The sequence below is a fragment of the Sphingomonas sp. 8AM genome (assembly GCF_902506455.1).
Lineage (GTDB): Bacteria > Pseudomonadota > Alphaproteobacteria > Sphingomonadales > Sphingomonadaceae > Sphingomonas.
Window position 1 is genome coordinate 3558475 of sequence record NZ_LR733844.1, and the last position, 12204, is coordinate 3570678.

Annotated in this window: 9 protein-coding genes; 4 read left to right on the forward strand and 5 right to left on the reverse strand. The window is 67.7% G+C overall.

Features of this window, described 5'->3' with window-relative positions; genetic code table 11:
• Positions 1 to 5 precede the first annotated feature (5 nt).
• The 3 genes from BACI71_RS16680 to BACI71_RS16690 all read right to left on the reverse strand — a co-directional run bounded on the left by BACI71_RS16680 (position 6) and on the right by BACI71_RS16690 (position 5979).
• On the reverse strand, positions 6 to 1511 hold the full coding sequence (locus BACI71_RS16680) for an efflux transporter outer membrane subunit (RefSeq protein WP_159761312.1): 1506 nt from the start codon (positions 1509 to 1511) through the stop codon (positions 6 to 8).
• Positions 1512 to 1572: 61 nt separating this feature from the next.
• The gene (locus BACI71_RS16685; RefSeq protein WP_159760506.1) at positions 1573 to 4761 is read right to left on the reverse strand and encodes an efflux RND transporter permease subunit; all 3189 of its coding nucleotides are present in this window, start codon (positions 4759 to 4761) and stop codon (positions 1573 to 1575) included.
• A 6-nt stretch (positions 4762 to 4767) separates the two neighbouring features.
• A complete protein-coding gene (locus BACI71_RS16690; RefSeq protein WP_443018513.1) occupies positions 4768 to 5979 on the reverse strand; it encodes an efflux RND transporter periplasmic adaptor subunit in 1212 nt (403 codons plus the stop codon).
• A gap of 109 nt (positions 5980 to 6088) precedes the next feature.
• Between BACI71_RS16690 and BACI71_RS16695 the strand changes: the two genes are divergently transcribed.
• From BACI71_RS16695 to BACI71_RS16710, 4 genes are all read left to right on the forward strand, one after another.
• Positions 6089 to 6739 (forward strand): TetR/AcrR family transcriptional regulator, encoded by a 651-nt coding sequence (locus tag BACI71_RS16695; RefSeq protein ID WP_159760508.1) that lies wholly within the window; start codon positions 6089 to 6091, stop codon positions 6737 to 6739.
• 96 nt (positions 6740 to 6835) lie between these two features.
• Positions 6836 to 7813 (forward strand): substrate-binding domain-containing protein, encoded by a 978-nt coding sequence (locus BACI71_RS16700; RefSeq protein ID WP_159760510.1) that lies wholly within the window; start codon positions 6836 to 6838, stop codon positions 7811 to 7813.
• 102 nt (positions 7814 to 7915) lie between these two features.
• Positions 7916 to 9682 carry an alpha-amylase family glycosyl hydrolase gene (locus BACI71_RS16705; RefSeq protein ID WP_159760512.1) on the forward strand — a complete coding sequence of 589 codons (1767 nt, stop codon included), beginning with the start codon at positions 7916 to 7918 and terminating at the stop codon, positions 9680 to 9682.
• Between the two features lie 166 nt (positions 9683 to 9848).
• Positions 9849 to 11162, forward strand: coding sequence for an MFS transporter (locus BACI71_RS16710; RefSeq protein ID WP_159760514.1), 1314 nt, complete (start codon positions 9849 to 9851; stop codon positions 11160 to 11162).
• Between the two features lie 101 nt (positions 11163 to 11263).
• Here the strand turns inward: BACI71_RS16710 and maiA are convergent, their stop codons facing one another.
• Both maiA and BACI71_RS16720 read right to left on the reverse strand, forming a co-directional pair.
• The gene (gene maiA, locus BACI71_RS16715; protein ID WP_159760516.1) at positions 11264 to 11911 is read right to left on the reverse strand and encodes a maleylacetoacetate isomerase; all 648 of its coding nucleotides are present in this window, start codon (positions 11909 to 11911) and stop codon (positions 11264 to 11266) included.
• Between the two features lie 40 nt (positions 11912 to 11951).
• A complete protein-coding gene (locus BACI71_RS16720) occupies positions 11952 to 12188 on the reverse strand; it encodes a hypothetical protein (protein ID WP_159760518.1) in 237 nt (78 codons plus the stop codon).
• Positions 12189 to 12204: the final 16 nt, after the last annotated feature.

Here is a 12204-nt window from a genome sequence, read left to right on the forward strand (position 1 = left end):
GGGCCTTAGCGATCGGCGGTCGCCGGCGCCTCGCCTGCCAAACCGCCGCCCAGCGCGCGGTACAGCTCGATCAGGTTGTTGGCCTGCGTCAGCCGGGTCGTCACCAGCTGCTGCTGCGCCGAATAGGCGGTACGCTGGGCGTCCAGCGAGGTCAGGAACGAATCGACCCCGGCGCGATAGCGTGCGTCGGATAGCCGCGCCGCCACCGACGCCGCGTTCGCCCGCGCGCCCTGCGCCGACAGCTGCTCCCCGATCGTGCCACGCTGCGCGAGCGCATCGGCAACCTCGCGGAAGGCGGTCTGGATCGCCTTTTCATAGGTCGCGACCGCCGCCTCGCGCGACGCCTTGGCATAGTCGAGGTTGCCGGCGTTGCGCCCGCCGTCGAACAGCGGCAGCTGCACCGACGGTGCGGCATTGTAGTTGAACGTCCCGCCGCCGAAGAGCCCCGACAGCGCCGAGGAGATCGTCCCGATCGTCGCGGTCAGCGAGATGCGCGGGAAGAACGCCGCACGCGCTGCGCCGATATTGGCGTTCTGCGCGATCAGCTGATGCTCGGCCTGCAACACATCGGGCCGCCGCAGCAGCACCGCCGACGACACGTCGCCGGGCAGCGCGTCACGCGTGAAAGCGACGGTGCCGATTGAAGCAGGCAGTTGCTCCGCGGCGATGGTGGTGCCCGCCAGCAGGTTGAGCGCATTCTGGTCGCGCGCGACCTGCGCGGTCAGCGTCGCGATGTCGTTGCGCGCCGCCTGATAGTTGGTCTCGGCCTGCCGCGCCTCCAACTCGGAGGCGACCCCGATGCGGAACTGCGCGCTGGTGAGACGAACCGTTTCCTCGAAGGTCTTGAGCGTCTCGCGGCTGAGCCGGAGCTGCTCCTGATCGGCGGCGAGCTGCAGCCATGCGCTCGCCACTTCGGCGATCAGGCTGATCCGCGTACTGCGCTGCGCTTCCTCGGTCGCGAAATATTGCTCGAGCGCGGCACGGTTGAGGTTGCGGACGCGCCCGAACAGGTCGAGCTCGAATGCCGAGAAGCCGACGTTCGCCGAGTAGAACTGGATGTTCGACGAGCTTTCGCCGACCGCCCCTCCGGCTGCTGCGCCCGTGCCGCCGCCGGTGCTGCCAGTACCAGTGCCGGTGCCGACCCCTGCGCCGGTGCCCGTACCCGTACCCGTCCCGGTGCCACCACCGGCGCCGCCGCCGGCCGCGCCGATCGCGCCAAACAGATTGTTGGTATAGGTCGCCGAGCCGGTGACGCCGGTGGTCGGCACGATTGCCGACCGCTGGACGCGATATTGCGCGCGTGCCTGCAACACATTGGCCGCCGCGACGCGCAGGTCGCGGTTGTTGGCGAGCGACGTCTCGATCACCTGCCGCAGCCGGGGGTCGAGGAAGAAGTCGCGCCAGCCGATCTGCGTCACGTCGGGCGCGTCGCTGGCGGCGCGCGGGTACACGCCACCCTTCGGCAGGGCGAGCGGCACCGCGCCGGTCGGGCGTTCGTATTTGGGTGCCATGTTGCACCCGGCGAGCGCGCTGGTCAGCGCCAGCGCGGCGAGGATTGAACTACTCTTCACGTCAGGCCCCCTGATGGGCGGTGTCGCCCGTGGGATGATCGTCATGGGCGGGCGCGTCGTCGTGCGGCTTCTTCTCGTCCTTGCCGTGCCCGAACAGGCGCAGCACGACGACGAAGAACATCGGCACGAAGAAGATCGCCAGCACCGTCGCGGACAACATGCCCCCGACCACGGCGCGGCCGATCGCATTCTGGCCACCCGCACCCGCGCCGGTCGAGATCGCGAGCGGCATCACGCCGAACACGAAGGCGAGGCTGGTCATCAGGATCGGACGCAGGCGCAGCTTGGCCGCTTCCACCGCCGCGTCGAAGGCGCTCATCCCCTCGGCGATCCGCTCTTCGGCGAATTCGACGATCAGGATCGCGTTCTTGGCGGACACGCCGATCGTGGTGATGAGCCCAACCTGCAGGTAGATGTCCTTGTTCAGCCCGGTCAGCCACGCCGCGAGCACCGCACCGATGATGCCGAGCGGCACGACCAGCAGCACCGAGATCGGCACCGACCAGCTTTCGTAGAGCGCCGCGAGGCAGAGGAAGACGATCAGCAGCGACAGCCCGTAGAGCGCCGGCGCCTGCCCGCCCGACAGCCGTTCCTCATAGGAAAGGCCGGTCCATTCCAGCGTCGTGCCCGGAGGCAGCTTGGCGTGAATCTCCTGCAACGCGTCCATCGCGACGCCGGTGCTCTGCCCCGGTCCCGGCGAGCCCTGCAGCTGCATCGCCGGCTGCCCGTTGTAACGGGTTAGCGAGACGGGGGCATTGGCCCATTCGAGCGTCGAGAAGGCGGTGAACGGCGCCATCTGCCCGTTCGCGCCGCGGACGTACAGCTCACCGACATTCTCGGGCGACATGCGATACGGCGCGTCGTTCTGGACATAGACGCGCTTCACGCGACCGCGATCGATGAAGTCGTTGATGTAGCCGCCGCCCCAGGCGGTCGCGATCGTCGAATTGACCGCCGACAGATCGAGGCCGAGCGCACGCGCCTTGTCCTCGTCGATCTTGACCTTGAGCTGCGGTGCGTCCTCGAGGCTGAGCGGGCGGACCTGAGCCAGCCGCGGATCCTGCGCGGCCATGCCGAGCATCATGTTGCGCGCCTGCACCAGCTTTTCGTGCCCGATGCCGCCCGTATCCACCAGCTGCACGTCGAAGCCGGTGGCATTGCCCAGCTCCTGCACCGCCGGCGGGATCAGCGCGAAGATCAGCCCGTCCTTATATTGCGAGAGCGCCCCCATCGCACGGCCGACGATCGCCTGTGCACGATTGTCGCCGCCCGACCGGTCTTCCCACGGCTTCAGGTTGACGAAGACGAGGCCGGTGTTCTGGCCCTGACCCGCGAAGCTGAAACCGTTGATCGTGAAGACGCCCTGGACGTTCTTGCCCTCCTGTTTCAGGAAGTGTTCGCGGGTGAGCGCCAACCCCTTTTCGGTGCGTGCAGTGCTCGCACCCGCCGGCCCCTGAACCAAAGCGAGGACGAAGCCCTGGTCCTCGTCCGGCAGGAAGCCCGAAGGCAGCCGGATGAAGATCAGCGCCATGCCCGCGACGATCAGCAGATAGACGAACAGCGAGCGCTTCCAGTGGCGCGCAGTGCTCTTCACCCCGCCCTCGTAGCGATGCTGCGCACGATCGAACTTGTCGTTGAACCAGCGGAAGAAGCGCGCCAGCGGGCCGGTGCCTTCCTGCTTGTTCGGGTCGTGCGGCTTGAGGATCGTCGCGCAGAGCGCCGGTGTCAGGATCAACGCGACCAGCACCGAGAGCACCATCGCCGAGACGATCGTGATCGAGAACTGGCGATAGATCACGCCGGTCGACCCGCCGAAGAACGCCATCGGCAGGAACACCGCCGACAGCACGAGGCCGATGCCGACCAGCGCGCTGCTGATCTCGTCCATCGACTTGCGCGCGGCTTCCTTCGGGCTGAGATGCTCGGTGACGATCAGGCGCTCGACGTTCTCGACGACGACGATTGCGTCGTCGACGAGCAGGCCGATCGCCAACACCATGCCGAACAAAGTCAGCGTGTTGATCGTATAGCCGGCCAACGCCATCACCGCGAAGGTGCCGAGCAGCACGACCGGCACTGCGATCGTCGGGATCAGCGTCGCGCGCCAGTTCTGGAGGAACAGGAACATGACGAGGAAGACGAGCACCACCGCCTCGATCAGCGTGTGGATCACCTGTTCCACCGACAGCCGCACGAACGGCGTGATGTCGTAGGGATAGATGACCTTCACGTCGGGCGGCAGCGTCTTGCCGATGTCCGCCACGCGCGCCTTGAGCAGGTCGACGGTATCGAGTGCGTTAGCGCCCGCCGCCAGCCTTACGCCGAAACCCGATGCCGGCTTGCCGTTATACTGCACGTCGAAGCCGTAATTCTCGGCGCCGATCTCGATCCGCGCGACGTCGCGCAGGCGAACCACCGACCCGTCCGTCCCGGTCTTCAACCGGATGTTGCCGAACTGCTCGGGGGTCTGGAGCCGCGACTGCACTGAGACGGTCGCGTTGAGCATCTGCTCCTTGGGCGCCGGTTGCGCACCAATCTGACCGGCGGAAACCTGCGCGTTCTGCGCCTGCACCGCGGAGGTAACATCGGCGACGGTCAGCGCGTAATTGTTGAGCTTGAGCGGATCGAGCCAGATACGCATCGCATATTGCGATCCGAACACCTGAAGCTCGCCGACGCCGTTGATGCGGCTGACGGGATCCTGGAACTTCGACACGACCATGTCGGCCAGATCGTTGTTGCTGTGCGAGCCATCGGTGGAGACGAGCCCGACGACAGCGAGGAAGCTGGCCGCCGACTTGGTCACCTGAATGCCCTGCCGCTGCACTTCCTGCGGCAACAGCGGGGTCGCCGCCTGCAACTTGTTCTGAACCTGCACCTGCGCGATGTCAGGATCGGTGCCCTGTTCGAAGGTCAGCGTGATCGTGACCACGCCCGCCGACGAGGACGACGACGAGAAATAGCGCAGGTTGTCGATGCCGCGCAGCTGCTGCTCGATGATCTGCGTGGTGGTGCGCTCGAGCGTTTCGGCGTCTGCGCCCGGATAGCTGGCGGCGATCGCGACCGCCGGGGGCGCGATCTCGGGGAACTGGGCGATCGGCAGGCTGCGGATCGCGATGATCCCCGCCAGCATGAGCACCATGGCGATGACCCATGCGAAGATGGGCCGGTCGATGAAAAAGCGCGACATGCGGGGTTACTTTCCCTGGGCCGGCTGGCCCTGCGCCGCGCCGCCCGGCGCACCGGGCTGGGCGGGCTTGGCATTCGGATTGTACGGAACGGCCTTCACCGGCATGCCGGGGCGCAGCATCATCGCGCCCTCCATGACCACCTTGTCACCGGGGTTGAGCCCGGCGGTGACCAGCCAGTCGTCACCGATCGTGCGCGGTGCCGTCAGCGAACGCGGTTGAAGCTTGCCGTCGGCACCGACGACCAGCACGCCGGGATTGCCGCGCTCGTCGCGCGTCACGGCGCGCTGCGGCACCAGGATCGCGTTGTTCTTCGTCCCCTCGACCAGCTCGGCGCGGACGTACATGCCCGGCAGCAGCAGCCCCTTCGGGTTCGGGAACAAGGCGCGGATCGTCTGGGTGCCGGTGTTCGGATCAACGCTGACGTCGGCGAACTGCAGCTTGCCCTCGATCGGATAGATCGACCCATCCTCCAACCGGAGCCGGACGCGCGCCGCGGTGCCGCCGCGTGCCAGATCGCCCGCGGCGATCTGCTGGCGCAGCTTGAGCAAATCGGCGCTCGACTGCGAAACGTCGACATAGATCGGGTCGAGCCGCTGGATTGTCGTCAGCGGGTTGGTCTGCGCGGCGCTGACCAGCGCGCCGGTGGTCGTCACCGAGCGGCCGATCCGTCCCGAGATCGGCGCGCGGATCGTGGTGCGCGCGAGATCGATCTGCGCCGAGCGCAGCGCCGCCTGCTGCGCGGCGACGTCCGCCTGCGCCTGCGCGGCGGTGGTGACGGCGTTCTCGTAATCCTGTCGCGCGATCGCGTTGATCTTGACCAGCTCGCCATAGCGGCGCTGGAGCGCGGCGCTCGACGCGATTGCGGCGCGGGCACGCGCTACCGCGGCGCGCGCGCTGGCGACCTGCGCCTGATAGGGCTGCGAGTCGATGCGATAGAGTGGCTGCCCGGCGCGGACCAGATCGCCCTCGGTAAAGAGCCGCGCAGTGACGAGGCCGTTCACCTGCGGACGCACCTCCGACGTTTCGAAGGCGGTGGTCCGCCCCGGCAACGTCGAGGTCAGCGTCACCGATTGCGGCTGCACCGCCAGTACGCTCACTTGCGGCGGCCCGGCCTGCGCCTGCTGCTGTTGCTGCTTTTCCGCGTCGTTTCCGCCGCCGCAGGCCGCGAGCGGCACCAGCATCATCGCGGCAACCGCGAACCCCGTTTTCGGCCCCATTTTCGGCATGGACATCTCTTATGAAGTGTGTGAGTGATCGCTCACTCACGAATGCTGCTACTGCGAAGAGCTGGCACCGTCAAGCTGGGAAGAACATGGTCGGCGCGAATTGATACAGCATTGTAAAGAAGGGTGTCCCGATACCGACACCGCCTTCCCCCGCGACCGGAGCGGGAAAGCAAACGCACGTCGCACGAAAATAGTTCAGGCGGCGCGGGAACTTTTTGCCGAGCACGGCTTCCACGCCACCAGCATGGCGAAACTGTCGGAGCGGTCGGGTGTGCTGGTCGGGCAGATCTATCGCGACTTCGCCAACAAGGAGGCGATCGTCGCCGCCTTGGTCGAGCACGATCTCGACGAGTTTCTCGCCGGTGACGAACTGTGTGCGGCGCGCTGCACCGCCGACCGCACGATGGTGCGTGACTGGATTGCGCGCTTCATCGCCTGCAACGACCTCAACGACACGCGCCTGATCGCCGAAATCATGGCCGAGGCGAACCGCAACCAGCGGATCGCCGAAATCTTCGACGCGATGGACGACCGGCTGCGCGGACAATTGGTACGCGCGCTGAGGATCATCGCACCGGGTGCGACCGACGAGGGCCGCATCGCCCGACTCGGCGAGTCGATCCTCATCATGGCCGGTGGCATGTGCCAGCGGCGACTGATGAACGCGCGGTGCACCGATCCTGCCGTGCTGAACCTGCTGATGGACTTCATCGACAGCGAGATCGCCGCGATCGAGCGCGAACAGCGCTGATCGCGCGAACTGCGACCATGACCTGCATTGCAGCGCAGCGCCGACCGCTTATGAAGAACTCGAACAAAGCGGGGACATGACGCGGTGGCGACGGCGATGAAGCTGGCCGATCTGGCCGTAATGGCAGGGGTTTCGACGGCGACCGTCTCGCGGGCGCTGTCGGGACACCCGTCCGTCAGCAAGACGACGCAGGAGCGGATCCGCGCGATGGCCCGCGAACATGGCGTCCGCCCGAACCAGCTGGCGCGCAACCTGCGGCTGCGCAGCACCGGCGCGATCGCGCTTGCCATGCCGCTCGGTCATGCGCGCACCCAGCATCTGACCGACCCGTTCTTCCTCAGCCTGCTTGGCTTCCTTGCCGACCTGCTCGTCGATCGCGGATATGACATCCTGTTGTCGCGGGTGTTGCCGGAGAATGACGAATGGCTCGACCGGCTGGTCGATAGCGGCCGGGTCGATGGCGTGCTGCTGGTGGGCCAGTCCGATCAATATGCTACGATCGAGCACGTCGCGGGACGTTACGCGCCGCTGGTCGTCTGGGGCGTCAACCGTCCCGGGCAACGGCATCTGACGATCGGCTCCGACAATATCCTTGGAGGACGGATCGCCGCCGAGCATCTGCGCGGTCTGGGGCGCCAGCGCCTGCTGTTCCTCGGCGACCCTGCGCCGCCCGAGTTTGCCGACCGGCTTGCGGGCTTCCGCGCGGCAGCCGATACGCAGCCGGTCGAGGTCCTCGCTTGCGAAATGGACCCGGATGCGGTCCACGTTGCGGTGCGGGAGCGGCTGGCGGCGGGCACCCCACCCGACGCAATCTTCGCTGCGTCCGACGTCGCGGCGATGAGCGCATTGCGCGCGCTGACCGAGGCCGGGCTGGACGTACCCGGCGACGTCGCCGTGATCGGCTACGACGACGTGACGCTTGCGGCGCATACTTCCCCCCCGCTCACCACCATCCGGCAGGATCTGGTGACCGGCACCCGCCTGATGGTCGACACCCTGCTGCGCCGGATCGCGGGTGAGCCCGCAACCAGCGCGATCGTCCCGCCCGAATTGATCGTACGCAGCTCCGCCTGATCATCCGACACCCGCGCCGCCGAGTGCCTTGCAATCGATTGCGGAGATGCTATGCCTCCGTCGGCGCTCGAAGAAGCGATGCGGCAGAGGGATCGGCGGACAATGACGATGGAGCAGCGCCTCGCGGCGGTCGGACCGCGACTTCGCCGCCAGCTCGCGCGATTGTACCCCGGTCATGATGGCCTTGCGCTGTGGCGACAGATCGAAACGCTCCTCCATGCCCGTGCGGCCGAGCGGTCCGAGGCGATGCAGGCGCTCGACGCGGCACGTGTTGCCGATCCTGAGTGGTTCGTGCGCGCCGACATGCTCGGCTATTCGACCTATGTCGATCGCTTCGGCGGGACGGTCGACGGTCTCGCCGCTCATGTCGACCATCTCGAAGCACTCGGGGTTCGCTACCTCCATGTCCTCGCGCTGCTCAAGGCGCGCGCGGGCGACAGCGACGGCGGATTCGCGGTCGCCGATTACCTGAGCATCGAGCCGTTGCTGGGCACGATGGCGGATGTCGAGCGGCTGACCGAACGGCTGCGTGCGGCGAAGATCAGCCTGTGCGTCGACCTTGCGCTAAACCACACCGCCGACGACCACGAATGGGCGAAGGCGGCGCGGGCGGGTGATCCGTTTTACCGCGATTTTTATATGGTCGTCGACGATGCCGAAGCGGCGGCGCGCGACGCCGAGCTGCCGCAGGTCTTCCCGACCACCGCGCCGGGCAATTTCACGTATGTGCCAGAGATGGGCGGAAACGTCTGGACGACCTTCTATCCGTTCCAGTGGGATCTGAACTGGCGCAACCCGCAGGTGTTCGTCGCGATCCTCGACGCCGCGCTGCGGCTCGCCAATCACGGGTTCGAGGCGTTCCGGCTCGACAGCACCGCCTTCCTGTGGAAGCAGCCGGGCACGACCTGCCGCAACCTTCCGCAGGCGCATTTTATCGTCCGGGCCTTGCGCGCCGCGCTCGACATCGTCGCGCCCGCCACCTTGCTGAAGGCGGAGGCGATCGTGCCGACCGCGTTCGTCCCGCCCTATTTCGGGATGGACGAAGGCGACGGTTTCGAGCCCGAATGCCATTTGGTCTACAACAATTCGCTGATGGTGGCGGGCTGGGTCGGGCTTGCCGAGCGATCCGCGCAACTGCCCGCCGCAATCGTCGCGGCGAGCGGCGGGCTGCCGGCGGGGGCGAACTGGCTGAGCTATGCGCGATGCCACGACGATATCGGCTGGGGCGCGGTGCTGGGCGACCTGCGCGCGATCGATCCGGCCCCCGAGACCCGGCTGCGGGCCGCCGCCGCCTTCCTGCACGGCACGGGCGATAGCTGGGCGCGGGGGGTGCCATTCCAGTCGGACGGTGCGGCGCTCCACGGCACCAACGGCACGCTCGCCTCGCTGGCCGGGCTGGAAGCGGCGAAGGACGATGCGGCGCGCGAGGCGGCGTTGCGCCGGATCGCGCTGCTCAACACGCTGTCGATCGCCAGCGGCGGGCTCGCCACTACCTATATGGGCGACGAGGCCGGGCTGCTGAACGATTACGACTATGCCGGCGAGCCCGAGCTGGCGCATGAAGGGCGCTGGGTGCATCGGCCCGCGATGGACTGGTGGGCGCTGGAGACCCCGGCGGCCCTGCGGATCAGCGCCGATCTCGTCGCGCTGCGCGATGCGCGGATCGCGAGCGGGGGTGCGGGGGCGCCGACCTTGATCGAGACGGGGGACGGGGCGTTGCTGGGGATTGCGTGCGGGAGCGACCGGGTGTTCCTCAACTTCGCCGATCGCGAAATGGCGCTGCCTGACGCGGGACGTGACCGGCTGACGGACGCTGCTGTCGAAGCTGTGCCGGCATGGGGAGTCGTATGGCTGGAAGGCGGCGCATGACTAACGCCCACCCGTCATTCCCGCGCAAGCGGGAATCCAGACGCGCGACGGTTGCGCTTCCTGCCGTGAGGTCGGAGGTTCTGGATTTCCGCCTTCGCGGGAATGGCGGGAGGGATGTGGCGGGCGCTCCGGGCTTTTCCGCATCCGCCCAGGCAGGAGCCGTGCGATGAGCAAACCGCGCCTGTCGCTGGCCCGGATCGTCGAGATGAACCTCGGCTTCCTCGGGCTGCAATTCTCGTTCGGGCTGCAACAGGCCAATATGGCGCCGATCTACGGCTATCTCGGCGCCGACGAGGCCACCCTGCCGCTGCTCTGGCTCGCCGGTCCGGTAACGGGGCTGCTCGTCCAGCCGCTGATCGGCGCGATGAGCGACCGGACCAATACGCGGCTCGGCCGTCGCACGCCCTATTTCCTGATCGGTGCGGTGCTGTGCAGCCTGTGTCTGTTCGCGATGCCGTACAGCCGCGCACTGTGGATCGCGGCCAGCCTGCTCTGGATCCTCGACGCGGCCAACAACGTCACGATGGAGCCGTATCGCGCCTATGTCGGCGACCGGCTGGCGGAGGATCAGCGCGCGACCGGGTTCCTGACCCAATCGGCGTTCACCGGGCTGGCGCAGACATTGTCGTATCTCGCGCCGTCGCTGCTGGTGTGGATCGGGTTCGACAAGGATGCGGTCGACGCCAACGGCATCCCCGATATCACGCGCATCGCGTTCCTGATCGGCGCGGTGCTGTCGCTGTCGACGATCCTGTGGTCGGTGTGGCGCGTCCCCGAGCTGCCCTTGCCGCCGGAGGAACAAGCGCGGCTGGCGGCCGAGCCACTGACGCTGCGCGCGACGCTGGCCGATCTGAAGTCGGCCCTGGTCGAGATGCCGAAGCCGATGCGGCAGCTCGCGCTGGCCATGCTGTGCCAATGGTATGCGATGTTCGCGTACTGGCAATTCATCACCTTCTCACTGGCGCGTTCGCTGCACGGCACCGTCGAGGCCGGCAGCACCGCGTTCCGCGACACCGTGCTGACGGTCGGGCAACTCGGCGCGTTCTACAATGCGGTCGCGTTCGTCGCGGCGCTGGCGTTAATGCCGCTGGCGAGGCGCCATGGCGCGAAGGCGGTCCATGCCTGTTGCCTCGCCGCCTCGGGCGCGGCGATGCTGGCGATCCCGGCCTTGCCGTCGGAGGGCTGGTTGTTTGTCGCGATGATCGGCATCGGGATCGGCTGGGCGGGGATGATGGGCAATCCGTACATCATGCTGACGAGCATGATCCCGCCCGCGCGCAACGGCGTCTATATGGGCATCTTCAACATGTTCATCGTTATCCCGATGATGATCGAGAGCCTGTCGATCCCGCTGTTCTACAAGAGCCTGCTCGGCGGCGATGCGCGCGGGGTGATCGTGCTCGGCGGGGTGCTGATGCTCGTCGGCGCGGTCGCTACGGTGATGGTCGGGCGGGGCGCGCGGGAGCGGGTGGTGGCGTAGGCGCGTCCTCCAAACCCGTCATTGCGAGCGTAGCGAAGCAATCCAGCGCGTCCTGGTCCGGCTCTGGATTGCTTCGCTACGCTCGCAATGACGAATACGGCTCACTCCGCATCCGGCTGTCGCTCCGGCGCGGCGGCGGCGAAGGCCGGCAGCGCGAGACACGCCGCTTCGACCGCCAGCAAGCGCGGCCAGACCAGCTCGACCCCGAACCGCCGCGCGTTAAACAATTGCGGGACGAGGCACAGATCGGCGAGCGTCACCTGCGCGCCGAAGCAATACGGCCCTTGCCCGTCCGCGATCAGTGCCTCGCACGCGACGAGCCCATCGGAGATCGTGTCGCGCGCCCACGCATTCACCGCCGGCTCGTCCAGCCCGGCGCTACGCAGCCGTCGCAGCACGCGCAGATTCTGCACCGGGTGGGTGTCGCACGCGATCACCTGCGCGAACGCCCGCACCTGCGCGCGCGCGACCGGATCGGCGGGGAGCAGCGGCGGTGCGGGGATGCGCTCGTCGAGATATTCGCAGATCGCGAGGCTCTGCGTCAGCACCGCGCCATCCCACTCCAGCGCCGGCACCAGCCCCTGCGGGTTGAGCCGCAGGTAATCGGGCGCGCGCTGTTCGCCGTGACGCAAATGGTGGAAGGCGTCGCGCCATGCCACCTGCTTGAGATTGAGCGCGATCCGCACGCGGCAGGCAGCGGTCGAGCGGAAATAGCCGTGAAGCACCGGCCGGTCGGCTGTCGCGGTCATCCATCCTCCCCTGTGTTCGGGGCAGTCTAGGCGCGTCGCGTCAGTTGCGCAGCAACGGAATGATCCGCCTGCGCCGCCCCTCGCCATCGGCCGCCGCGCGCAACGCCGCGGCTTCCGCCGCCAGCCGCTGCGCCTCGCCGAGCGATAGCGCGTCGCGCGCCTTCGCCTCCAGCGCCGCCGCCCGCTCGCGCGCAATCACGCGATGGTCCGCCCACCAGCCACGCCAGCGACGCCAGAGCATCGACGCGACGGAGCGGTAGCGGGACGGAGCCTTCATTCCTCCCCAACGCGCA

What these genes read in the sequence shown, in the direction of transcription:
- BACI71_RS16680 (WP_159761312.1), bottom strand. Translation starts at nt 1,511, where the DNA reads ATGGCACCCAAATACGAACGCCCGACCGGCGCGGTGCCGCTCGCCCTG.
- BACI71_RS16685 (WP_159760506.1), bottom strand. Translation starts at nt 4,761, where the DNA reads ATGTCGCGCTTTTTCATCGACCGGCCCATCTTCGCATGGGTCATCGCC.
- BACI71_RS16690 (WP_443018513.1), bottom strand. Translation starts at nt 5,979, where the DNA reads ATGGGGCCGAAAACGGGGTTCGCGGTTGCCGCGATGATGCTGGTGCCG.
- BACI71_RS16700 (WP_159760510.1), top strand. Translation starts at nt 6,836, where the DNA reads ATGAAGCTGGCCGATCTGGCCGTAATGGCAGGGGTTTCGACGGCGACC.
- BACI71_RS16705 (WP_159760512.1), top strand. Translation starts at nt 7,916, where the DNA reads ATGACGATGGAGCAGCGCCTCGCGGCGGTCGGACCGCGACTTCGCCGC.
- BACI71_RS16710 (WP_159760514.1), top strand. Translation starts at nt 9,849, where the DNA reads ATGAGCAAACCGCGCCTGTCGCTGGCCCGGATCGTCGAGATGAACCTC.
- maiA (WP_159760516.1), bottom strand. Translation starts at nt 11,911, where the DNA reads ATGACCGCGACAGCCGACCGGCCGGTGCTTCACGGCTATTTCCGCTCG.
- BACI71_RS16720 (WP_159760518.1), bottom strand. Translation starts at nt 12,188, where the DNA reads ATGAAGGCTCCGTCCCGCTACCGCTCCGTCGCGTCGATGCTCTGGCGT.